At 48.4% G+C, this 24884-nt stretch carries 13 protein-coding genes; 10 read left to right on the top strand and 3 right to left on the bottom strand.

From position 1 onward, the window contains the following. Positions 1-8: 8 nt before the first annotated feature. The 5 genes from MYF79_RS11055 to MYF79_RS11075 all read left to right on the top strand — a co-directional run bounded on the left by MYF79_RS11055 (position 9) and on the right by MYF79_RS11075 (position 12688). Complete coding sequence (locus MYF79_RS11055; RefSeq protein WP_247813933.1) at positions 9-5189, top strand: T9SS type A sorting domain-containing protein; 5181 nt, start codon at positions 9-11, stop codon at positions 5187-5189. 10 nt (positions 5190-5199) lie between these two features. Beyond that, entirely contained in the window at positions 5200-7500 is a 2301-nt protein-coding gene (locus MYF79_RS11060; protein ID WP_247813934.1) for a fibronectin type III domain-containing protein, read from the top strand. Positions 7501-7509: 9 nt separating this feature from the next. Continuing rightward, positions 7510-11610: a polymorphic toxin-type HINT domain-containing protein gene (locus tag MYF79_RS11065; protein ID WP_247813935.1), complete on the top strand. Its 4101-nt coding sequence runs from the start codon at positions 7510-7512 to the stop codon at positions 11608-11610. A 2-nt stretch (positions 11611-11612) separates the two neighbouring features. Further along, on the top strand, positions 11613-12092 hold the full coding sequence (locus MYF79_RS11070; RefSeq protein ID WP_247813936.1) for a hypothetical protein: 480 nt from the start codon (positions 11613-11615) through the stop codon (positions 12090-12092). 140 nt (positions 12093-12232) lie between these two features. Continuing rightward, positions 12233-12688 carry an SMI1/KNR4 family protein gene (locus MYF79_RS11075; RefSeq protein ID WP_247813937.1) on the top strand — a complete coding sequence of 152 codons (456 nt, stop codon included), beginning with the start codon at positions 12233-12235 and terminating at the stop codon, positions 12686-12688. An 8-nt stretch (positions 12689-12696) separates the two neighbouring features. On the opposite strand, the gene MYF79_RS11080 is transcribed toward MYF79_RS11075, so the two are convergent. Continuing rightward, positions 12697-13008: a hypothetical protein gene (locus MYF79_RS11080; RefSeq protein ID WP_247813938.1), complete on the bottom strand. Its 312-nt coding sequence runs from the start codon at positions 13006-13008 to the stop codon at positions 12697-12699. A 141-nt stretch (positions 13009-13149) separates the two neighbouring features. Here MYF79_RS11080 and nfi point away from each other — a divergent pair, with 141 nt between their 5' ends. Further along, on the top strand, positions 13150-13845 hold the full coding sequence (nfi, locus tag MYF79_RS11085; protein ID WP_247813939.1) for a deoxyribonuclease V: 696 nt from the start codon (positions 13150-13152) through the stop codon (positions 13843-13845). Here the strand turns inward: nfi and MYF79_RS11090 are convergent. Continuing rightward, the gene (locus MYF79_RS11090) at positions 13826-14284 is read right to left on the bottom strand and encodes a hypothetical protein (protein ID WP_247813940.1); all 459 of its coding nucleotides are present in this window, start codon (positions 14282-14284) and stop codon (positions 13826-13828) included. The two genes, nfi and MYF79_RS11090, sit on opposite strands and share 20 nt — an antisense overlap. A 7-nt stretch (positions 14285-14291) precedes the next feature. After that, entirely contained in the window at positions 14292-18356 is a 4065-nt protein-coding gene (locus MYF79_RS11095) for a DUF6531 domain-containing protein (protein WP_247813941.1), read from the bottom strand. A 138-nt stretch (positions 18357-18494) separates the two neighbouring features. Here MYF79_RS11095 and MYF79_RS11100 point away from each other — a divergent pair, with 138 nt between their 5' ends. The 4 genes from MYF79_RS11100 to MYF79_RS11115 all read left to right on the top strand — a co-directional run bounded on the left by MYF79_RS11100 (position 18495) and on the right by MYF79_RS11115 (position 24868). After that, positions 18495-19571: an acyltransferase family protein gene (locus tag MYF79_RS11100; RefSeq protein ID WP_247813942.1), complete on the top strand. Its 1077-nt coding sequence runs from the start codon at positions 18495-18497 to the stop codon at positions 19569-19571. Positions 19572-19647: 76 nt separating this feature from the next. Beyond that, positions 19648-20268, top strand: a complete 621-nt coding sequence (locus MYF79_RS11105) for an RNA polymerase sigma factor (RefSeq protein ID WP_247813943.1) — start codon at positions 19648-19650, stop codon at positions 20266-20268. Positions 20269-20313: 45 nt separating this feature from the next. Beyond that, positions 20314-21366 (top strand): FecR family protein, encoded by a 1053-nt coding sequence (locus MYF79_RS11110; RefSeq protein WP_247813944.1) that lies wholly within the window; start codon positions 20314-20316, stop codon positions 21364-21366. A gap of 58 nt (positions 21367-21424) precedes the next feature. Beyond that, entirely contained in the window at positions 21425-24868 is a 3444-nt protein-coding gene (locus MYF79_RS11115) for a SusC/RagA family TonB-linked outer membrane protein (RefSeq protein WP_247813945.1), read from the top strand. Positions 24869-24884: the final 16 nt, after the last annotated feature.

The following is a 24884-nucleotide window of genomic DNA, read 5'->3' on the forward strand; positions in this document are numbered from 1 at the left end:
CGATGGCTATGAAAAGATTTTTACTCTTTTGGCTGTTCTTATTAGTTACAAGCCGTTGTTTGGCCCAGGAAGCAGTGAAATATGATTTCTTCTGGTCTATCTATATGTATGGGCAGGACGGTACCGCCGGTTGTGAGAGCTATACAAGTGTTGTAGCGGAAATGGAGAATGGGGAAAAGCTTGTAACAAGGACCAAACTGGATGGGGTAGCAACCGGAGGTTTCGGGAACAAAACTTATTTTGGAACTTTTGTCTTTTCGTCTGATAACAAGGTGAAAAGATTCCGCATCTACACCATTAAGAAGAATGGGAACTGTAGCGTAGCTGCGCAGGGAACAACCTATACACCTGATATAGACTATAGTGAAAGATGCCATACGCTCAGTTATAAAGGACTGTTTCCCGGATTCGGTTCCAATTCTGAACTGCAGATTATTATGCGGCCACTCTCGAGCAAGTTCGAGATAAAGTTTGATGTCAACCATAAGCTGAGCCGCTATGCCTACGATTTCGAATCGTACGCTACATTGAATTACACTGATGGTACCAATGAGACCTTTAGCCTGAAAGACAGGTCTTACACACCTGCTTATGAAAATGAACAGATCTGGCGTTCTGTCTCGGAATGGGAGGCGAAAAGGATCAAGGACATCGATATTAATTACCGGTGGAGGAATGAATCCAACCAGGGGTACCAGACGGGTACGAAAAAGATAGCCGTCAACAATAACGGCAATTTCTTTGACATGACGGTGGGTACGCCGTATAATGGCATGTCTGCATCGGATGCGACTATTAATATCAGCCTTTCGCAATATTTCAGTCATATCACCTCGGGGCCGGAGCCTAACAACACAACACTGCCTGTAGATCAGCAGGTATATATAAAGACGCTGAACCCAGACATCAGGGCCGACGTCATGCGATGGTATTATAGCCTCGATAACTGGGTTACTGTCCGGGCTTTTCCTGAGAACCTGCTGTGGAAAAACCCGAGTTATTTCAGCGCCAATGAGCTGCTGTCCGGAGCAGGCCTTGCCAATCTGGGAAAGACAGTGATGATCAAAGGCTACGATGTTTGTGGAAATGAAACATATACGGCTCCCTATAACCTGGTGATCAGTCTTTCGTCCCCGACAATCGTTGATGCAAAAGGTGTTGATGTTTCCTGCTATGGCAAAGCGGACGGAGGAATAAAGCTGAAGTTCAGCAGGCAGCTGTATCCGGGTGAAACACTGGGTCTGCAGGCTGTGGACCCTAATGCAGGGCCGGGAGGAACGGTAAAGAACTTTGATGTGGTAATAGCGGCTGACGGTACTTACACCACACCGGCTGACAGACCCTTGAGTGGCGGAACATATAAACTGACGCTGATCGGTGGTTACCAGGGTAACAGCATTTATAGCGGTTCAAATGCTCATACGGCTACTGTGACGATCTTTGACCCGCAGCCACTGGTATTTTCAACTCCGGTGCCGGGCGCAGTAAAATGTTATGATGGCAGCGATGGTTCCATCACTTTATCGGGCAGCGGTGGTACGCAGCCATACAAGTTATTATACAAGGCAGCGGGAGATGCTGCTTTCAATACAACAGATTTCACTGCCAATCCATATACCTTCAGCAATCTCAGGAAGGGAGATTATGTTGTGTCTATTACGGATAAAAACAGTTGTCCTGCTAAAAATGGCGCTGGCGACACAGAAGCAGCGGTAAGCATCACACAGCCGGATGCGCCCTTACAGAAAGACAACGTGACCGCTGTGGATCCTTTGGCCAATGGCAGTACAGATGGCAGCATCACCGTGCGGCTGAAAGGAGGTTCACCTTTCGCGGATGGCTCGTATAATGTTACCTGGACGAGATCTGACGGGCAAACTTTCACACCGGTAAATACAGTAGGAAATAATATCTATACCACGAAGCTCAGTAACCTGGGCGCTGGCTTGTATACACTGACAGTGAAAGACAAGAACTATGATGCCGCTGCTCCGGCCGGCAATGGTGGCTGTCTCTATACGGAACAGGTACAACTGACAGACCCTCCGGTACTGGAAGCCGGTATTAGTGTTGCCGATAGTATCTCCTGTTATGGCATGAGTGATGGTAGCCTGCTGGCAGTACCTGCGGGCGGTGTGCGGATGGCCGCGGCGCCTTATTATACTTTCCAATGGTATAAACAGGACGTGAACGGTAACTGGCAGGACCTGAACATTACCAGTATCAAGGCTACGGGACTTAATACCGGCCGTTACAGGGTGCTTGTGACAGACGCCAACAATATTCAGAAATATTCAGACCCTAAAGATTTTATAGAACCCGGCGATCTGAAGATACAGTTCAGCGAAACACCGGTATCCTGCTTTGGCGGCAGCAATGGTACTTCCACCGCAACAGTGACGGGTGGTACACCACCATTCAGCTATGCCTGGACAGGAGGAGCTACAACCGTTACAGCTACCAATCTTGCTACAGGTACTTATACACTGAATGTCCAGGACTACCATGCTTGTAAGGTATCTGACCTGTCGTTCATTGCGCAGCCGGCGGAAGCATTACAGATCGTTACTGCGCCTGTTACCTTCCCGCGTGGTTATGGCTATACAGATGGCAATATCAAAGTATTGCTGAAAGGTGGTACAGCAAAAGCGGATGGTTCTTATAACATTACCTGGAAGAAGGCAGATGGAACCGTATTAAGTAATTATACATCATCCGTGCAGCCGGGCGGTTATGAAACGCTGCTCAGCAATATTGGCGCGGGCGATTATGTGTTGACCGTAACAGATGCCAATTATACCGGTACAGGCCTGGCTTCCGATGAACAGGCATGTTATCTTGAACAGCCTTTCCATGTCACCCAGCCAGACCCCATCGTTACAACGGTGACGGAACAGCATTATGTATCCTGTAAAGGAGATGCAGATGGCGCGCTGATCGTGGCCACGACAGGTGGTATGAAATATCCTGCGGGGCAACCACCCTATCTCTATCAATGGTATCGTATAGATGCCGGTACACCTGTGTTATTGCCACAGACGACAGCAATTGCTTCGGGCCTGCCAACAGGCACTTATAAAGTGATCGTGACAGATATGAATACTGTGAGCAGGGAATCTGATTCTTTTGTACTGGTGGAACCAAAACTGCTGGAAGTGAAACTGGCAGCACGTGCGGTGAGCTGTAACAGTGGTACGGATGGTTTTGTGAAATCGACCGTAACAGGTGGTACACTGCCTTACAGCTGGTCCTGGACAAACAGCGCCAATACACAGGATATTATAAATGTGGCAGCAGGTAATTATGGGCTGCTGCTGACAGACGGACATGCCTGTATCGTGCAGAAAGATACTACTGTTATTGAACCGGCTATGCCGCTGGCTGTAGCAGATGTTACGCCGGTTGATCCAAAGGCTTTTGGGTATACAGATGGTAGTATACAGGTAACGCTGACAGGTGGAACATCCGCTGCAAATGGTCTTTATAACATTGAATGGACAGATGCTACAGGTAAGCAGCTCACGACATTCACACAGACAAAAACAGCGAACGGCGTTGTTACTTTATTACAGAATGTAGGTGATGGGAACTATACACTGAAAGTAAAAGATGCGCAGTATGCTATCTCTGCAGATGGCAGTACGACAGGTTGTTACGTCGAAGCTACCTATACCCTGCATGAGCCGCCACTGTTGGAGGCTGTGCTGAGAGAGTACCGCTATATTTCCTGTATCAATATTGCAGACGGGCAACTGGCTGCACATGCGCAGGGTGGTATTCCTTTTACAAGCGGCCTGCCTTATAAATACCAGTGGTATAGCATTGTAAATGGTGCAGAAACACTGATACCGCAAACAGACAGTATCATCACCGGTATGCCGGCAGGTAAATACCTGGTGAAGGTGACGGACTTTAATAATATCACCCGCAGTTCACCGGTATTTACATTACAACAACCAGCCAGACTTGATATCAGCTTCACTACCGCTGCCGTCACCTGTGCATCTGGTATGGATGGTAGTATCGCCGCCAATGTAACGGGTGGTACAACACCTTACCATTACGAATGGACAAACGGTGAAACAACAGCAAATATTAAAGACCTGACAGAAGGCACTTATATGCTGTATGTAACAGATGCGCATGGTTGCGTGGCATTAAAACAGGCGGATATCTTTATTCCGGAAGGTATCAAAACTGCTCCGGTAATAAAAGCGCCGACCTGTAATGGTTTCTGCGACGGCACCATCACAGTTGGTGTAAGCGGAGGCATTGCCCCTTATACCTACGCATGGGATAATGGCAGTAAGAGCAAAGACCTGAGCGGGCTTTGTGCAGGTAAGTATACCCTGACCATTACAGATGCCAATAATTGTAAGCGTATCCAGTCGTTCACACTGACTGATCCGGCGCCGCTTGTTATTAACATCGGTGCAGATAAAACACTCTGCAATGGCCAGGCATGGAACGTCAGCGCGGCTATTCCTGATGCACAGGCGAAATATAAATGGAGCGGTGATAATGGTTTCACTTCGGACAAAGCAGCCGTTACCCTTAACCAGACCGGTAGCTATCATGTGCTGGTGACGGACAGCAAGGGTTGTAAAGGAGCAGATACCATCGCCATCAAACAATACCAGGCAGATATCGCAGCAGAGTTTGTAGCGCCGACACAGGCATTTAATAATGAAACGGTCTCTTTCGTGAATATCAGCTATCCGAGACCTGAATGGGTGGAATGGGTACTGCCGCAGGATAAGGGTGTGACCGTAGTGAGCAAGACAGATATGCTGGCAGAGCTGCAGTTTGCTGATACGGGTTTCTATACGATCAGTCTCCGTGCACATATCGGCGATTGTGAGCAGGTATTTACCAAGCGCATTTCGATCCTGAAAGGGCAGGAATTCCCTGTACCCGGAGGGGCGCAGACGCCGTTCATTCTTGACTTTAACGTGATGCCTAATCCGACGGACGGTCAGTTTACCGTACAGGTGAAACTGGACAAGCAGTCGGAGATCAGGTTACGCATGATCAATATCATTTCCAATCAGCTGGTCAGCGACAGGAAAGAAAGTGCGGCCACGCAGTTCAACATCAACTACCAGCTGAATGTGACGGCGGGTACTTACCTGTTGCTGCTGGAAACACCTATGGGCAATGCAGTCAGGAAAATTGTCATAAACAAGTAGCATCAGAAAAATGAAAATCAGCATACATCACACATTCCGTATAGCACTGCTGGCAGGCATGCTGCTGTGCGCCGGTTATTTCAGATCGGCGGCACAACAGTATCCTGTAAAGGTGCAGGTGCAGTTACTGCAACCGGTATCGCCGCAGCTGGCTAACCTCTACAGTGGTACACAGGCCAGGTTGATCGTCACCCTGCTGAATACTGACCTGCAAAAGCCCTCTTTATCTGTGCGCCTGCGCCTGACCATCAAAGGTGGGAATGCCCTGCTGCGCAATAAGGATTATGGCTATTACCCCAGCCTACAGCTGGACGCCGGTATTCCACTGCGATTGAGCATGGACGACCTGGCCCCTTATTTCCAGCTCAATAACCTGGATGCTTCGGGTATTTCGCCCTCGCAACTGTTGCAGAACAGCCGTTTGCCCGATGGGTACTATACCTTTTGTGTAGAGGTGATAGAGATGAACAGCGGTCAGCTGGTGAGCAACAGTAACCTGGGCTGTTCCCCGCCGGCGTGGATCAGCACCAGTCAGCCTCCCTTACTGAACCTGCCGCTCAAAGGCGGCGGCGTGGCATTCAGGGAACCGCTGAATATTACCTTCAACTGGACGCCCCGGCATATGAGCAGCGCCAATGCTGCTTTCCAGACCGAGTATGAGTTCACGCTGTCTGAGTTGTGGGATACCACCATTGCGCCGGAAGCGGCATTCCTGAACACACCGCCTTTATACCAGACAACAACGGCAGCAACAACCCTGTTGTACGGACCTGCACAGCCACCGCTCATCCCCGGTAAGCGCTATGCCTGGCGCGTAAAAGCGAAAGCCAAGGTGGGCATTGATGAATATGATGTATTCCTGAATAACGGGTACAGTGAGATCTACTGGTTCGTATTGCAGGAGAACTGCCAGCCGCCGCAACAGGTACTGGCTACGATAGAGAAGAACATCGTTACTGTGAGCTGGTTGCCACAGCCTAAAATGTCTGAATACATCGTAGAATATCGCGAAGCCAATAAGGACGATGCTGCCTGGTTCAATGTGAAAACAACTGACGACCATGTAGCTATCTATGACGCCGTACCCGGCAGAAGTTATGAATACCGCGTAGGTGGTTATTGTGTAGCTGAAACAAAAACAATGGGCGACCTGCATGGCTTTAAGATGCCGGCAAAAGATACAGCCCTGAACAAGAACTGCGGATTGCTGCCTGATATCAAACTGGCTAACCAGGAGCCTATCAAAGAGCTGAAGAACGGCGATCAGATCATGGCGGGCGATTTCCCCGTACGTCTCATGACCGTATCGGGCGCTGGTACATTCCAGGGAACGGGTTATGTGATGATCCCATTCCTGAGCGATGCAAAGGTGAAAGTGAAGTTTAACAATATTACTGTCAATACGAGCCGCCAGTTACTGAGCGGGGTGATACAGACCACCTTCGACAGCCTGGAAACACAGGTGGCGAAAGTGGATGATGTGGTGCAGGCGGTAAAAGATCTGGGCAGCGTGGTAATAGACCTGGCGCACCTGACAATAGATAGTGATTACCTGCTGGTAAAAGAACTGGCAGACGAGATCAGGAAACTGGCAGAAGATGAATTGCCGCAGGAGCTGAAAGACCGAATAGTCAAGGCGGCAGATAACCTGGAGAAGGCCAAGAAGGATTACGACGAAGCGAAAGCAGCGTACGATAATGCGAAGACACCGGAGGAGAAAGCAGCGGCGAAAGAGAAGAAAGACAAGGCGGCGCAGGCCTTTGAAGATGCGAAGAAAGAAGTGGATGCCGTGAACAAAGAGAAGGATGCCTTCGTGAAATCGGTTACTGATCTGCTGGTAAAAGCAGTGAAGAAATTGAAAGCTGATTATAATGACAGCAGGCGTAATAAGATCAATGAAGATTACAATGCCAGCCAGAAAGCATTGAATGACCTGATCAGCGAAACGAAGAGCGCATTGCTGAACGGCAGACCAATGCCTGTGGATGAAAATAAAGGCAAGTACTCTATTGTCATTGCAGTAGACAGCGTAGTGGTGTCAAAACCTGGAAATGATGACTTTACGAAGCTGAGTATTGCATTCAAGAATGCAGAACTGCAGAAGAATAAGGTGGTGGTCATAGATATGTTTGACCAGCATATCACCAGTAAGGAATACTACGCCATGGTAACCCAGATACTCAGGATCAACGGTAAGAATCTCGTTGACTACATCATTGCAGAAAGAAAAGATGATGTGGACGATGATGAAATTGTCAGCAATCTGAAAGTACAACTGGAAGAATTAATAACCGATCTGTTGAATAAATAAACAGGTAATATGAAAATGTTACGGAAATATATACTCTTGTTCATCCTGTTATTGCCGGCTGCTGCGGGGTTCGCAACACCGGACAGGGATAGTCTTGTGATGAAGGTGATTGAACGGGGCAGAGTCGCTATCCGGGAGATGGCCAGGCAGAATAAACTGAATGATGAAAAAGGGCTCTCCTCTCAGAATCGATACGTGCTGCATATCAATACTGCAGACCTGATAGATAAGAAGATAGATGCGCTTGACAAGGATTATATCAAACAAAGGAAAATCACTTATAGTACAGATGATGTAGGCGGAAATGCAGCCGGCGAGTACCTGGTGCCTGCCGGTGAAGATCTTGATGATCTGGACGATGACCTGAAGGAATATAACCTGAAGCCGGGCACTCAGGTGCGGGCCTACCTGATCACGATCGATTTCATACCGATGATCTTTAATAATCCGCCGCCCGACATGGGAACGCTGATGAACTATTACCATAATGAAGCGATAGGTACGGAAAACGGGACCATTACGGAAACAGCGAGGGACGATGCCGCTGCCATTGTGAAGGGAATAGCAGCGGGATTGCTGAATGAGCAGGCGGAAGGCAGTGCGGCTCCGGCATTCAATACGGTTTGTTGTGGTATGGTGAACTATAAGATCTACAACAAAAGAGACGTATTGAAAACACTGCGGATATTTTCTCCGTATTGTGACCTGAAGGGGGCCGAACTGGAATCGTACAACCTGTTGCTGGGAAAACACCTGATGTCGGTAAGGGGCAATACAGGTCCCAAAATGATTGAGGCATTTATACGTGCTATTATCCGTAATAATACTGACTATAAAGTATTGCCCTATGTAAAGGAGCGGATCATGTCTGTTACGGATAGTGATACAATGGGATTACTGTTATCCGGCCTGAGTGAGCATGCGTATGACCAGTTTACATACGAGGAGCGTATGCATGCCATCAAGGTGCTCTCATCGAAAGGATGGATAAATGCGCCCGGCCAGGAAAAGATCGTGTCTTTATTATCAACAACAGATCTTGAAACTGATGCCGCCAGGCTGAAGGAAGACCTCGCCAAACCGAATGAGTATGTCCCGAAAACGAAAGAGATCTCTGACGGAGCGACAGATATGATAACGGTTCATGACGATAACAGTGATCTGAGCCTGCTGCATTTACTGGTAAATGGTATATCAGACCAGCTGCTGGGCGCACAGAGTTATACTGCTTTGACCCAGTTCTTCATCAACTTTGCGAGATCGTCGCCTACTGTGTTTGACGATGCCCTGGCTTTTTACAGGGATCCTAATAAGATGGCCCGCACAATAGTATGGGATAAGAGCTATGCCCTTGAACTGCTGGCCAGTCCCCCGGTGGGTACGAACAGCTATGATGTGACGTTCGACAATAAGACGGATGAGATCACCATTACCAAGTCGCAGCTGAAATTCTATGAGAATAAGGATGGCTATGATAAGCTGCATGACGCAATGCGGGAGTATGTGAAGGACAACGACAGCTTTCTGAAGAAGTTCCTGAAAGAGACAATGATCCCTGCCACCGAAGTAGTAGATGTAATAAGGGTGATAGGCTATTATAATGGGTTGTTTCCCCCCCAACCTGATTGGGAGAAAGAGACGCCTGTGAAGTTAAAGCCCTGGGACCTGGTATCATTTACCAATAAGTCCGACCTGTCACTGCTGGCAGCGGCTGTGGGAGAATCGCCGGAACAGAAGGATCACCAGTCTCAGTTCGTCCCGGCCATTGTACTGAAGTATGCGGCCGACAAGAAGCTAAACCAAAATGTAGGTAAAGGCGTGATGATGGCTTTTGATGTGATCACGCTGATAACACCTGTTGGAGAACTGGCTTACCTGGGAAAAGTTGCCAACTATATTTACAAGGGTGTTGAATACGGCTCTAAAGTGACCGCACTGGGCAACCTGGCGGTAGAAACGGGCGCTATACCTCCGGACAGTAAGCTGGCAGTGCTCATCAAAGACTGCTATGAAGTAAGCAACCTGTTGCAGTTAGGTAACCTGGGGCTTACTGCCACAAATGGCGTTATTGCCAAGCTGTCCAGGGCAGAAGCGACAAAATTCCTTCAGTCTTTTTATGGGGCAGAAAAAGAAGGGATGATGTATTTGCTGAAGGACCCTGAAACGGTAAAGCGGATCATCCGGTTTAAGAGGGAAATAGAAGAAGCAGGCGTTGTGGCAGGATACGGCAAGAACTGGTTCCAGAGTATCAAAGACCAGGTATACAACGGCATTTCTGCTACCGTTGCTAAAATGAAGGATTTAAAGTTCCTGCGGACGGAGGGAAGTGGTAACCTGCTCAAATTTATGGATGATGCCAATCAGCAGGTGATGCATACCATGGCAGATGGTACTGTGGTACTGGATAAAACAGCAGTGACCTTTGCAGAAGATGCCCACCTGGTAGGTACCCTGGACGATGTCCCTGTCCGCACGGCAGAAAATGTGAGCGAGGCTACGGAAGACCTGATGTTCATACAGCGGGCCAATAAAAGTGTAGAGTGTATAAAAGGCGCTTGTTTCATAGCAGGAACACTGGTACATACAAAAGCAGGTCTTACACCTATTGAACAGGTTAAAGAGGGAGAAACCGTACTGGGCGTGAAGGTGGCTAACGGCGATACTACCTGGCAGCAGGTGACACACGCTTTCACGAAACATGCGTCGAAACTGGTGCGTATCATTACCGGCCGCGATACCATCTTCTCCACACCAGAGCATCCCTACCTTACAGAGAACGGCTGGAAAAGTGCGGTGGACCTGAAAGCCGGATGGCGCCTCAGGCTGGCGGGACATGCTTTTGCTACGCTGATCTCAGTAGTGCCGATCGATACCAGCGTAAGCGTGTATAATTTTGAGACCAGCATCACACACAACTATTGTATAGGTACTGAAGGCATCGTTGTACATAATTCCTGCGAGATCTTTAAAAGACTGAAAAGCCGCATCCCGGAAGAGCATTTCGATGATTTTGTAAATGATTTTAAAGATGCGCCAAAAGGTTCAGAAAAGGCGTCGCTGCTGAAAAAGTTCGATGAAGGGAAACTGTCTATCGATGTATGGGAGATTCTGTACAAATACCCTTCGCTGCGTGCATCTGAAGAACTATACCAGTTCCAGGGAATACTGAAAAGAAGTACTGATCCCAACTGCGCAGCTTCCATGCGGGAAGTGATGGCGGGCAACAAGGGATTTGACGTATTGAATGAGGCAGACCAGAAAGAATTCAGGTCGCGTTTTGAGGCGATCATGCTCCGTGCCGAGAACAAAGGGGATAAAGCCCTGGCAGCTGAAATGGAAAAATGCCTGGCCCGGCTCCGCGAAGTATGGGCGGGAGAAGGTATTGCGGCACGGGTGGCCAGAATAAGTAAATTGGCCGATCAGTACAATGCACTGACGCCTGAACAGAAATTGCTGTTCGACAAAGACTTTGCTGAAGCTAGTCCTGCTGCATTGGAACGGATATCCAACGAGACGGAATTCTTAGCACACTGGAAGACAGACAGGGAATATTACCATGTATCTTATGCAGATATGCACCATAAAGACTGGTCTACAGTATACAAGGAAACGACCGCAAGTGGCGAGTTGAATGCCAGCCTTGCAGAGCCGCTTAATGCAGTGACAGAAGACCTTGTAGGAGCAGCCAATTATGATAACTATATCGGGGCATCCGCTACCTACAAAGGCAGACCTGGTGGTGTTGTTGTCAGGTTCAATTACCAGGCGGCCACTGAGCCCCCCTTGATAGAGATGTTCAAACGGCGCCTGAAGTATATGGAAATTATCCGCGAAGATGCGGAGCAAGGTGGCCAGTTGTATAAAACCTTATACAAGGATGTACCTTTAGGAAAAGTGATCGCTGCCGATGTGCCGGGTACACACGCGGAAGTGCTGGCGGTGAATGTAATTGCAAGGGAAATGGAGGCAGCCACGGGCATAAAACTTACAGCGCAGTCAGAGCTTTCGCACATCTCCTGTATGGTAAGGGGAAACAAGTATGGGTCTATGTGCCGTTGCCCGCATTGTTTCTATATCTTGCAGGAAGTAAATATGGTTGGAAACAGGTAATTATGGAACAAGCACTGACTATTGGAAATGAGACTTTCTTATTCAGTTATGACGAACATTCCCGGGAATGGCTACTGAAGGATGCAGATTATTTCGGTGGTTACGACACAGACCTCCGCATTGATAAACGTGTGTTTCCTGATGGAAATGTTAACTGGGAAGAGGTGCAGGCATTTATGCTTTACCTGCGGAATGATCCTGCCCGGGTGATGGACAACATGGTTAGTGCAGGAGTGGTATTAAAATCGCTTTTCCAGGAAGCATACCTACGCAGTGAGGAGCGGGAAGTGAGGCAGGAAGCCTATTTTGAAATGAGTGGCATCTCGTTCAGGGGGTATAGCCAGACTTCTCCCGGCAATTTTATTTACGACTACCTGATGATGCCTTATTACTCCGGAGATAGGCTGATGGATGTAGGTACGTACATGTGGAGGGCCAGTTTTATCGGGTACAGTATTTATGGCGTCAGCAGGGAATATTGATCCGGCTTAAATAACAATTCTGGAAGGCTGTGCGTCATATGGCGGACAGCCTTTCTCTTCTTTATACACTGATTTTCACAAATATCCGTTAATGTTATAAAAAATATTATTAATATTATCCCCTATATCAGATTAAACAGATGGCAAAATATCTGGACTTTTTACAACCATATGCAAAACACCTGGGTGATCCTCAGGGAGTTAGTGAAGCAGAGGTAAAAGCGATCGAACAACAGTATAATGTTAAGCTACCTTTAGCCTACGTAGAGTTTATCTCCATTTTCGGTAAGAAAAAGGGCCGTATCCTCAGGAATTATTCCAGCGAAGTATCTTACCTGGCACAGAACAGGAAAGACGCCCTTAAAGCGTTGGGAGATATGGGGAACGGCAGTTTCAGCATCAAAGACAGCCATTTCTTCTTTGGCCAGTGGCAGGGACTTTCTTCTTATTTCTTTGATTGTGAGCAACTGGAAGACGATCCCCCGGTATATGTCCTGGATGCAGGTAAGGCGGATGTTTTTAAGCCTTCATTTTCGCAGCTGATCAGGGAAGAACTAAATAAAGTATTAAAATTTGATGGGGTTATCAAAAAATAGCGTCCCAGCTATTGTACCTTACTCACATCCGACAATCGTACTATTTCAGGCATCACGCAGATGGCCAGGCAAATCACTGCCGGAGGCGTGTCTGTAGCATGCATGTTAAATGCAATGGTGTCGCCCAGGCTGATCTCAACCGGTAGTACGGTTGTAATGGTACTGTCCGTCCCCAGGATGTTAACCTTGTAAAGTCTGCCGCCTTCTGCAGATGAGCAGCAATTGTCCGCCGTTGTTACTACCCCTTTAAAAGACCTGCTGTTTTCTTTCGAGCAGGATAGCATAGAGATAAGGCATAGAAAAATAAAAATCTGTTTCATTGCAATTAGTCTGGTTGATAACTAGGGTATTAATGACCGTATAACGGGTGCAGGGTGGAAAAGTTACAACCTGTTGCCCGCTCTCCCGGCTAATGGACATGCTATTTTCCATATATTTATCTTCCGGCCAGAATGTATAACATGATAAATCCGAATCTGACAGAACAGGAGGCGATCGATATCCAGCAGCAGTTAAGGGGCCAGGTCATTGCCACCGACCACCTGCCTGCCGAAATAAAACTGATCGCAGGCGTAGATGTAGAATACGATAAGGACAGCAATGCCATTGCCGGTGCTTTTGTATTGCTGGACTATCATACCCTGGAAGTGGTGGAAGTGGCCACGCATTGTATGGAGGTAACTTTCCCCTATATACCCGGCCTGTTTTCCTTCCGTGAAATGCCGGTGCTGCTGGAAGCATGGCAGAAACTGCAACAGCATCCGGATATCATCATCTGCGATGGGCAGGGGAGGGCGCATCCCCGCCGTTTCGGCCTGGCATGCCATATGGGAGTATTGTTGGACAAGCCGACCCTGGGATGCGGTAAAACAAGATTATTCGGGAAATACGACCCACCGGCTGCTGAGCGGGGAGCCGTCAGTCCATTGCTGGCAGAAGACGACGGAGAGCATATCGGGAATGCGCTGCGCACGCAAAAGGACATCAACCCCGTATTTGTTTCTGTGGGGCATAAGATCTCGCTGGATACTGCCACCAGTCTGGTGTTGAAGATGTGTACGGAATACCGCCTGCCGGAAACGACCCGCAAAGCAGATCATTACGGGCGGGAGGCATTCCTGGCATATAAGAACGGCACTATTCCGCCGCTTCAATAACAATCTTTTCCGGTGCGAGGATGTCAATGTTATAATAGCGATCGTAAGTGGAATACGCGCGGATCTTACCATTCACAAATGCAGCCTTTATGAAGGGATTGGTAGCGGTACTGAATAAGGCCCAGATCAGCTGATCATCGTTTTCTGTCAGTGCCACGAAACCCTCGTTCCCCATTGCTCCCTCGCCGAAATGAACTTTCTTCCCGTCAGGAAGCGTCAGGGCGCCGGGATGGCGTTCTATCTGCGACCATACATCGTCATTATATTTCTCAACACTTTTCAGGTTGGTTTCACAGACAGGATTCACATAATGTAACTTCCTGCCTTCCGTTGATATGGTATAAAAGTCAAGCATGATCATCGTGCCATCTGCAAAAAGAATAGCATCTATACCCGGTAATTCGTTATTGCTCCAATGCTCCTGGATAATGTTCGTCATGTGTTTATTATTTATTCGGATATACGATCTTCGGTTGCTTCGGTGAACCATGCGGCCGCAGATCAGCTTTCTGAAGATCGGGTCTTTTCTTTGGTTTGGAATTCAGTTTCTTTTCAAGGTTGCTGCGATAGGTACCGCCATCAGGACGAGGATCGTCCAGGTTGACGATACGTATTGGCACCTGCGGCACTTCTGCCATTTGTGCTGCCATCAGCCGCCTGTTGTCGAGGCTCACGCGGTGACCGTCTATCTCTGCTACTTCCAGCGGACTTCTTGACCAGTCCCATTTACCGTCTTTCATCAGCTGTGCATATTCCTCTACCTGGTGCCCAACGTATCCCTGGGAGAAGTTCAGCGATTTCGGATCTACCCACTCAACAGGATCCAGTCCGAAGATGTCTACATAGGCATCGGGCTTCTTCACATATGCATAAAGATGGATGCCGCCGAATAATCCCGCAGGATCATGGCTGATATAACTGCCTTCCTCCGGACTATAATACCTGAACCTGTTGTAATAAAGACCTGTCTCGGCATCCTCATACTGTCCCTGGTAGCGGAAAGGTACGAAGTGGCGGTCGCCTGCTAACTTACGGACGTTTCCATAAATATCCAATTCGCAGGACCATACATTGTTGCCTTCATCGTCGTATGCTTCGCAGGGCGTGCCGAGGTAATCGGTAAGGATAGAATATTTCTTACCGGCACTGATCCGCGCAGCGGGAACCGCATGATCGGCCTCAAAGGTCCAGGTGATCAATGTTTCAGCCGGCACCGGTTCGGGTGGTGTCGATATATTACCGTCTTCATCGATGGTGGTAACAGGACGTTGTTTTACAGGATAATGCCATTCATGGAGTGGTACATGTCCATCCCAGAGCCAGCGGGTGATCTGTTGTTTGTAGATCTTTGCTGTTCGCCGGCCTAAGGCATCGTATTCAAATGAAACGACCTGCCTGTCTGGCCTGATCACCTGTTTAAGCATACCGTTACCATACCATGCATACTCCCATACCTTCAGGTCTTTAGTGATCTTCCGGGTGAGATTGCCTTCTTCATCGTATTCGAAACGGGCGGCTGCGCTTTCTTTTAATTGTCCGCCGGCACTGTATTTCCTGTCTTTACGTTCGGGTGTTTTATACAGGTTGCCCATTTTATCGGGCAGGCGGAAGTCGTACAGTCCGTCTTCATACTGCGCCCTGGCCAGATGTCCGAAACTATCATGACTAAAAGTGCTGACACCCTTATCGAGCGCATTGACGATCTGCCTTAACTGCTGGTTGGCATCCCAGCGGTAATACCGGCTTCTTACAGTGCGGGTGCGATGGCTGACGGAGTGATGTACCGGCAAGCCGGCATCGTCGTAAACACGCCTGTTCACTATACCTCCCGGCAGGAGCCTTTCTGTTTCAAGTCCCCGCAGGTTCCTGCTGATCTGTGCGGTCCATGCATCGGCAATACTACCGTCGCTGGCAGTAATGCCGGTTACGAGGCCATTGTGATTACGTTCATACAGTATGTCTGCCCCCAGGCTGCTGCTTACATGAAGCCTTTTGCCGTACCTGTTAAATGCAGTGCTGATCTCATGCCCGTTCTGCCATTCCTTTACGATATTGCCCAATGCATCCCGCTCGAACTTCACGGTGCTGTTTTCATTGATGGCTTCGATCAGCTGGCCATTGCGATTATAGCTGAATGTTTCCCAGCTGCCGTCGCTGTGTTCGGCCCTTGTGACCCGGTAGCCGTAATCGTATTCATAAACAGTAGATCTTTTACCAGGGCGATCTATCCTGATGACATTGCCCCTGGCGTCCCTTTTCAGGTAGCGGGCACTATTATCAAACCCGGTTTCTTCGATGACCTGCCCGCATTGATTCCGTTTAAAGCGATAACTGGCGCCGTGTTCATTGACAACCGCTACAAGTCGTTCTTCTGTATCGAGCAGGAAATGTATTTTAGCGCCGTTCTCTTCTCTTGATTGCAGGCTGCCCAGCTGTGTATAGGTGAAGCGGATATCATGGTGTTTGTCTTTGGCATGAATGACCTCATCATAGGCATTATATCCCAGGCGAATGTGATTGCCGTCGGGCGTCCTGATATCGGTCACCCGGCCCAGTACATCGTATTGAAAATATTGCGCTTCCTGCTGCGGATTATTGGATCGGATACATTGCCCCCATACATCGTATTGCCAGCTGTAGGTGGCTTTGTCCGGCAGCGTAACGGATGTGAGGTTCAGGTCTTCGTCATAATCCAGCAATGTTCTGCCGGCGCGTAATCTCTCCACTTTACGCAGCAGTTGCTGCCCGTCGTATTCAAACATCACGAGGCTGCCATCAGCTTCCGTAATGGTCTGTATCTGGCCATTCTGTTCATTGTATACATAGCTGCGGGTATTGCCCTGTGCATCTCTTATAAGCAGCAGGTTGCCGGCTTCGTCATAGGCGAATGACTGCGTGCTGCCATCTGCTTTTGTGAGCGCAATACAATTGCCCCACTCGTCATAAGAAAAGCCTGTTGCATTGCCTTCTTCGTCTATATACCTGTATATCTCAAAGTGTTCCGTGTATTCCGTAAATGTGGAATGGCCCATGGGGTCTTTGACCTGGTGCACCACGAAGTCGGGTGTGTAGTAATAGGTGGTTTCGTTGCCGAGAGAATCAGTGAGCACATTATAGCCTTTCTCCGGATGATAGGCGATGTATCCATCCAGTACGCCTTTTTCACCCCAGGCGTGGATACAACGGCGCTGCCGGTCATATTCCCAGTAGAAGGACTGCCCGTTCCTGTCAGTTCTCTGTATCATCAGGTGATCTTCATAGATCATCCTGATGGCTTTGTTGTTGGCATCAATGATGGCGGAAAGGTCGCCCGCTTCATTGTACTCATAGCTTACCATGAGGCGTTCCTGTCCCCGGTGGTGCGCCACGACCCGGGTGATCCTGCCATTTTTATCGTTGTCTATATGCAAATGCCTGCCGGCAGTATCAATGATCCGTTGAAGATGTCCTTTGGCATTATAATGGAAGGTGATGATAAATCCGGCCTTGTCATGGATAGAGACAAGGCGGTATTGCCGGTCGGCAGGATGTAGTTTGTGGAAGGTATAAAATAGTTTTTCCTGCTGATCGTATAGCAGATAGCTGTTCACATCCGTACGCGTGAGCGTAAGCTGTTCATGCCGGTTGTACTCGCCCGGCATGCCGGAGGGCGTGTAGCCGAAGACGGCGCTACGCCCGTTTTTCAGTAGTACAAGTGTAACGCCTTCCTGTGCAAATTCCTGTACACGCATATCATAAGAGAAATGCATGGCATGTCCCAGTACGCCTTTGTGGGGGCTGTCGCTGTTCCATGAGCGTGCCCATGTAAGCGGAATGGGGCCAGGCAGTTCGAAGTCTACGCCATCGTATATAACGATACCCTGTACGAGGTCAACAGGTTCCAGGCCCAGTTTACAGAGGAAGTTACTCAGTTTATTACTGCCAACGGTTTTCTGCAGTGCATGATTGAGTTTCGTCGCTACTTTTTTCAGTCCCTTCATCAGTGCACCGAATCCGAAAGACGCGATCAGGTTGATGAGCACACCAGCCCAGTCGGGCACATAGGGGCCGCCTACCATGACAGGTTTACCGAAGGAGAGGGGAATGGAAAAGGAAGTAGGAAGGTACATGCTCGGCATGGGCTTCAGTTTCTTGCCGGGCCGCAGCGACAGCGGAATACCAATATCGTTGCAGGTCATCAGCATATGCCCGGTAGGGCTCATGAGCCGGCCTTCTGTTTTCACTTTCTTGCTGCCATAGAAGTTGACAGAATCGTGTCCGATCAGTGGCGCCAGCAGCCAGGGGCCACCCATAGGAAAATGTATGAATATGATGATGATACCACTGGTATCGCTTACGCCGCGGGGTACGTGATTTACTTTGGTGGTGGCGCCGATGAAGGGAATATAGTCCATGGGGTCCACTACAAATCCTATATATGGATGCGGCAGGGGAATGGGAAATCCAAAGAGCAGTACGATGTGGATGTCAAGGCCGATGACGGGTACAAAATGCTTATTGCTTACTAACATGTTCAGGTTTTTCTATGGGCTACAACCAGGGTTACGAATTGGAAATATTTTCCAGATACAGTTATCGGTGCAATATAAAAATTATTCTATTATCTTAACCGCAAAGGCAACACTCAACCAGAACCAAATCGCATGTAAATGAAACAAAGGCTCCTGTCGCTCGACTTTTTCAGGGGGTTGACCGTGGCAGCTATGATCCTGGTCAATAACCCGGGAAGCTGGTCTTACGTTTATCCCCCGCTGGAACATTCAAAATGGAATGGCTGTACACCTACCGACCTGGTATTTCCCTTCTTCCTGTTTATGGTAGGGGTATCAGTAACCTTTGCGCTGAGCAGCCGTAAGGCAGACGCCGGCGGGCATGGGAAGCTGATCCTGCATATTTTCCGCCGGGCGGCGATCCTTTTTGCTATCGGGCTGGCCTTCCGCCTGATCCCTTCCTTCGACTTCTATAACCTGAGGATCTTAGGCGTTTTACAGCGCATTGCGATCGTTTTTCTTATCATCTCCCTGTTGTACCTCAAGACGGGCACTAAAGCCCGTATATGGCTTTGTTTTTCGTTCCTGGTGATATACTGGCTGCTCATGACCCTTGTACCTGTGCCTGGTACCGGCCCGGCAAACCTGGAGCCGGGTACTAACCTGGCCGCCTGGCTGGACCGTACGGTGATGGGAGAGCGGCATTTGTGGAAGCAGGCCCGCACCTGGGACCCTGAGGGTATTTTAAGCACTTTGCCGGCCATTTCAACGGGGCTGCTGGGTATTATGACGGGCGACTGGCTGCGCCGGAAGGATAAAGCGGATGCGGAGAAGGTGGCCTGGCTGTTTTCAGCGGGCTTCCTGGCAGTGCTGGCGGGGTTGGTATGGGATGGCTTTTTCCCCATCAACAAGTCGCTCTGGACAAGTTCATTTGTGCTCTATACCGGCGGACTGGCGGCCATGGGCCTGGCATTGTCTTACTGGTTCATTGATGTGCAACAGTACCGGCGTTTTACACCGCCTTTTGTTGCATTTGGGAGGAATGCCATTACGGCCTATGTCTTGTCTGGCGTCATTCCCATGATCTTTAAAGGGATGTCGGGCGGAATGTTCACGCGTTATTCCGGGATATTTTCTCCTTTCAATGCCTCGCTTGCAGCCGCCATTACACTTGTGTTGCTGTTATTCATACCGGTATGGATCATGTATAAAAGAAATATCATCGTAAAAATCTGATGTGGAACGAAAATGTTACCACGGGCCGGTAATTTTTTTGTATTATTAGGCAATCGTCTTCCTAAACTTAGTGCCAATGCAATCGGAGAGCCACGTGTTATGGTGGAATGCGTTTAAACAGGGGGATTGGGATGCCTTTACTGCGCTCTACGGCGAATTTTATGAACTGTTGAACAATTATGGCCGCAAGTTTACGCAGGATGCGGACCTGATCCAGGATGTAGTACATGATCTTTTTGTAAGGTTATGGACCACCCGTACACGGCTGGGCGATCCTGCCTCCGTGAAGAACTACCTGTACAAAGCATTACGCTCTGCACTGTTCCGTAAAATACAGTCCCTGTCCAAATTTGTAGAACTGGATAATGCTACCGGACAGGGAGGCTTTGCCGTGAATTTTATACCCGACGCTTCTTTCCGCCAGGAAGAACAGGAACTCAGGAACCAGGTGATAGCCCTGGTCAATACATTGCCTGCCCGTCAGCAGGAAATTATCTTCCTCCGTTTTTATGAAGGAATGTCCTATGAGGAGATCGCCGTCATTATGGACATCAATATGAGCTCCACCTACAAATTATTATATAAGGCCCTCGATAACCTGCAAAAGGTGTCAGATAAGCGTTTCCTGACAATTTTAAGTGTCCTCTTTATCCTCTCTAAAAGTTTTTCAAAAAAAATCATGATTCCGGAGGGATAATTTTCACCATGTCATGTCTAATAGTAGTAAATCGGGAATATCGTGATGAACAATGAGAAATATGCAACATATAGATTGGAAGACTTCCTGGACGATGATGCTTTTATAAAGTGGGTGTCAGGCAAAGAGCAGGATGCTCTTGCAGCAAAGTTCTGGAGCGAGTTCCCTTTGGAGTATCCATCAGCTGCCGCTAATTATGAATTTGCCGTCAGTGTGATCCGTACTTACCGTTCGCAGGAGGTATGGGAGAACAGGGATAATAAAGCACATGTACTTGAAAGGATCACTGCTACCATAGAAGCCAATGATAAGCGCCGTCCTGCATTGATCCGCCGCATGAGCACCTGGGTAAGGGCTGCCGTTATAGTACTGGTTGCCACTGTGGGTGGTTACCTGCTCTATACAAGAATGGCCAAACCTGCACGTGAGCTTATTGCCACCGGCTACGGTGAAAAGAGGACCATCACACTGCCTGATCATTCTGTTGTAACGCTGAACGCCTCCTCTTCCATTGCTTTCAATGAAGAATGGGATACGACAGCAGCCAGGGAAGTGTGGGTGGAAGGAGAAGCCTTCTTCGATGTGAAACACCTGAACAGGGATACTACGAACATAAGACCAGGACAACGCTTCCTGGTACATAGCAATGGCCTTACAATAGAAGTACTGGGAACATCCTTTAATGTAAGAAGCCGCCACGGAAAAACGAAAGTAGGACTTGTAACAGGAAAGATACAGGTTGGATTTGCCGGTACTGCTGCACCAAAAGCAGTGGTCATGTTGCCGGGCGATTATATTGAATACGCAGACAATCATTTATTACTAACTAAAAAGATAAACAAACCAGAATCAATTAAACGTTGGACACAGGTACCGCTAACGTTTACAGATGCGACATTAAGTGAGATCATAGAAACATTACAGGACAATTATGGTTACACTGTAAAAGTCAGTGAACAATCAATCAAAAAGCTAAAGATCGAAGGAGATATTAACGTAGCCAACGTAGAAGAACTATTGACTGTAATTACCACGACGCTGAACGTCAAAATAGAACAGCCTTCGCAGAAGGAGCTAGTCATTACTTCAGGAAAATAACAGCGGGAAAAACACGCGCGTGACGCCGCGGGAAAACTAGGACACGTAAAAAAAAATTATGAACATTTTGAACCAAAATCTCGTTTTGGGGCTGCTCTCTTGTGCCCTGCTGCCAGGTATTGCCATATCTGCCAGTGCACAGACGCCCACGATGTATGCCATGAGGCAGTCTGATAAGATCCCTGTAAAACATGTATCAGCTACTGTGTCCCTGAAAGAAGCTTTAGTAAAGCTCAAGAAGTTCCAGAATATCCGTATTGCCTACAAAGAAGGGCTACTGGATGGAAAAACCGTCTCTGCCGACATTATTGAAAAAGCGGAGCACCTGGAGGCAGAAGCTGCCCTGAAGCTGCTGCTGTCCGATTTTCCATTAGCCTATATGCGTGTCAACAAAACACAGTATTCCATATATGTGCCAACAGCTGCTACCATACTGAATGTAAACAGCCTGATGGCCGATAAACTGAAAGGTAAGGTAACAGGTCCTGATGGCGCGCCTATTCCCGGCGCCAGCATTGTGCTCAAGGGAAACTCAGCGGTAGCCACCATGGCGGCTGCTGATGGCAGCTTTGAACTTAACCTGAAGGGGGCAACTCCTCCCTTCGTGCTGATAGTAAGCTCAATGGGCTTCAGCAAACAGGAAGTGAATGTAACGGATGCAAGCGCCCCTTTAAGCGTCAGCCTGGCAGAAGCCAATGAATCATTGTCTGAAGTGGTGGTAACGGCCCTCGGTATCAAAAAAGAGAAGAAGGCGCTGGTATATTCCGTAACAGAAGTAAAAGGCAGTGAATTTACACAGGCACGAGAGGTAAATATTGCCAATGCACTGAGCGGAAAGATCGCCGGTGTGAACGCTACCAGCCTGGCAAGCGGTCCTGGTGGTTCCAGCCGTGTCATCATCCGTGGTAATACTTCACTGGGTAGTGAGAACCAGCCATTGTATGTAGTGAATGGTATGCCGATAGACAATACCACGCCAGGTGGCGCCCCTACCACCGGTGGCGGTGGCCAGAACGTGGACAGAGGTGATGGTATTGGTGGTATCAACCCGGACGATATTGAGACCATCAGCGTATTGAAAGGTGGTTCTGCTGCTGCCTTGTACGGTTCCCGTGCTGCAAACGGCGTTATCCTCATCACTACCAAGAAAGGCCGTGCACGCAAAGGTATTGGCGTAGATTACAATACTACCATGACCCTGGAAACACCATCTGTAATGCCCGACTGGCAGTATGAGTATGGCCAGGGCGATAAGGGGCTGAAGCCTACCTCACAGGCAGAAGCCATTACCTACGGCCGCCGTTCATGGGGTACTAAGATGGATGGTACGCAATACATTGCTTTTGATGGTAAAATGCATACCTATTCTCCTCAGAAAGATAATATCAAAAACTTCTACCGTACCGGATCTACTTATACCAATACCGTAGCTTTCAACGGTGGCAGTGAAAACATTAATTTCCGCTTCTCGCTCTCTAATACCAACAGCAAAAGCATCGTTCCCAACTCCAAGTTCGACAAGAAGATCGCGAACCTGAACCTGAATGCTTTCCTGGGTAAAAATCTGAGCATTGAAGCTGTAGCGCAATATAATGTAGAGAATGCAACCAACCGCTCCAGTTCCGGGGATGCCACCGGTAACCCCAACTGGGGCGTTTATATGATCGCCAACACAGTGGACGTTCGCTGGCTGAACCCCGGTTACGATGAAACCGGTCGTGAGATCCAGTGGAATGAAACGGCCTATGCTTCCAACCCTTACTTCGTTATCAACAGGTTTAAGAACAACGATACCAAGAACCGTTTTATTGGCCAGGCCAGTGTGAAGTATGACCTGATGAAGAACCTGTATGTAAAAGGAACGGTGAGCCGCGACTTCTTTAACTACAACTATGTAGGCATTATTCCTACCGGTACCGTTTATACAACCGGCGCAGCAGGCGAATATAGTGAGCTGAGAAATGCCGTAGCGGAAACCAACTCCATGGTAACTGCCAACTACAATACCAAGATTGCCGGTACGATCGGTGTGAATGCACTGGCAGGTGTAAATGCCCGCCGCTTCAACTCCAACCAGACCGCCATCACCGGTACACAGTTTATCATTCCATTCTTCTACAGCTCTACCAACCTGACCACTTCCACTACTACGCCTACAAGGAATAAAGTAGCGACCAACTCCGTGTTTGGTTCCGTAGACCTGGATTATAAATCTATCATCTTCCTGAACTTCACTGGCCGCCAGGACTGGTTCTCTACCCTGAGCCCGAAGAGCAACAACATTTTCTATCCTTCTGTAGGTGGTAGTATCATCCTGTCAGATGCGATCAAAATGCCGAAGGTGATCAGCTTTGCAAAACTGCGCAGTTCATGGGCACAGGTAGGCGGCGCTACACCGGATCCTTACATCCTGAACCAGACCTACTCTATGGTACAGGGTGGTCACCTGGGCCGCCCGGTACAGCAGATCACACAGTCGAACGGTGTGAACCTGGTGACAAACTCCAACCTGAAACCGCTGACCTCTACTACCTATGAAATAGGTGGTGAAGTACAGTTCTTCAGTAACAGGCTGGGCATTGACCTGACTTACTACAAGAAACAAACTACTGACGATATCGTGAGCACCGCTGTATCTACCGCTTCCGGCTATAACAACGCTTTGCTGAACGTAGGTAAGCTGTCTAACAAAGGGATCGAATTACTGTTAACCGGTACACCTGTTAAATCGAAGAATTTCTCCTGGAATGTGAGCTACAACATGGCATACAACACCAGCAAGGTAGAGCAGCTGGCTGCAGGTCTTACCACGCTGCAGATGGCATCAAGCGTGGGTAGCTGGGCATTCATCCACAATACGGTAGGACAGCCTTATGGTATTATCAAAGGGTATACTACTGTGAAGAATGCAAAAGGACAGACTGTGTACAACAGCACAACAGGATATGAGCAGAAGAGCGACCTGGTAGCGCTGGGTAAGGGCGTACCGCCTTTAACAATGGGCCTGAGCAATACTTTCAGTTACAAACGCCTGTCGCTCGATATATTGGTGGACGGTAAGTTTGGTAACAAGGTATTCTCCGGTACAGATGTATACGCCACCCGTTTTGGCCTGCACAAGAAAACACTGGCAGGAAGGGAAACCGGCCTGGAACTGAATGGCGTTGACCAGAATGGCAATGAATACCACAACACGATCCCGGTAGCGAACCTGCGCCTCTACTACGACAATACCAAGAACTACACAGATCATTTCCTGTTTGACGGCAGCTTTGTAAAACTGCGCCAGGTGATCTTCAGTTACCAGATCCCTGTACAGAAAATGAAATTCGTACAGAGTGCTTCCGTGTCTTTCGTAGCACGTAACCTGGCCATCCTGTACAAGAAGACTGACAACTTCGATCCGGAATCCAGCTACACAAATGGTAATGCACAGGGTTTTGAAGCATTCGGTATTCCACGTACAAGAAGCTTCGGTGCGAACCTGATGGTGAAATTCTAATCTTTTAAAACTACTA

It is taken from the genome of Chitinophaga filiformis (genome assembly GCF_023100805.1).
GTDB lineage: Bacteria > Bacteroidota > Bacteroidia > Chitinophagales > Chitinophagaceae > Chitinophaga > Chitinophaga filiformis_B.

Bases quoted from the DNA above. Each gene is read 5' to 3' on its own strand.
- MYF79_RS11095 (WP_247813941.1), bottom strand. From the start codon at position 18,356: ATGTTAGTAAGCAATAAGCATTTTGTACCCGTCATCGGCCTTGACATC.
- MYF79_RS11070 (WP_247813936.1), top strand. From the start codon at position 11,613: ATGGAACAAGCACTGACTATTGGAAATGAGACTTTCTTATTCAGTTAT.
- MYF79_RS11065 (WP_247813935.1), top strand. From the start codon at position 7,510: ATGAAAATGTTACGGAAATATATACTCTTGTTCATCCTGTTATTGCCG.
- MYF79_RS11055 (WP_247813933.1), top strand. From the start codon at position 9: ATGAAAAGATTTTTACTCTTTTGGCTGTTCTTATTAGTTACAAGCCGT.
- MYF79_RS11075 (WP_247813937.1), top strand. From the start codon at position 12,233: ATGGCAAAATATCTGGACTTTTTACAACCATATGCAAAACACCTGGGT.
- MYF79_RS11100 (WP_247813942.1), top strand. From the start codon at position 18,495: ATGAAACAAAGGCTCCTGTCGCTCGACTTTTTCAGGGGGTTGACCGTG.
- MYF79_RS11080 (WP_247813938.1), bottom strand. From the start codon at position 13,008: ATGAAACAGATTTTTATTTTTCTATGCCTTATCTCTATGCTATCCTGC.
- MYF79_RS11105 (WP_247813943.1), top strand. From the start codon at position 19,648: ATGCAATCGGAGAGCCACGTGTTATGGTGGAATGCGTTTAAACAGGGG.
- MYF79_RS11090 (WP_247813940.1), bottom strand. From the start codon at position 14,284: ATGACGAACATTATCCAGGAGCATTGGAGCAATAACGAATTACCGGGT.
- nfi (WP_247813939.1), top strand. From the start codon at position 13,150: ATGATAAATCCGAATCTGACAGAACAGGAGGCGATCGATATCCAGCAG.
- MYF79_RS11060 (WP_247813934.1), top strand. From the start codon at position 5,200: ATGAAAATCAGCATACATCACACATTCCGTATAGCACTGCTGGCAGGC.
- MYF79_RS11110 (WP_247813944.1), top strand. From the start codon at position 20,314: ATGAACAATGAGAAATATGCAACATATAGATTGGAAGACTTCCTGGAC.
- MYF79_RS11115 (WP_247813945.1), top strand. From the start codon at position 21,425: ATGAACATTTTGAACCAAAATCTCGTTTTGGGGCTGCTCTCTTGTGCC.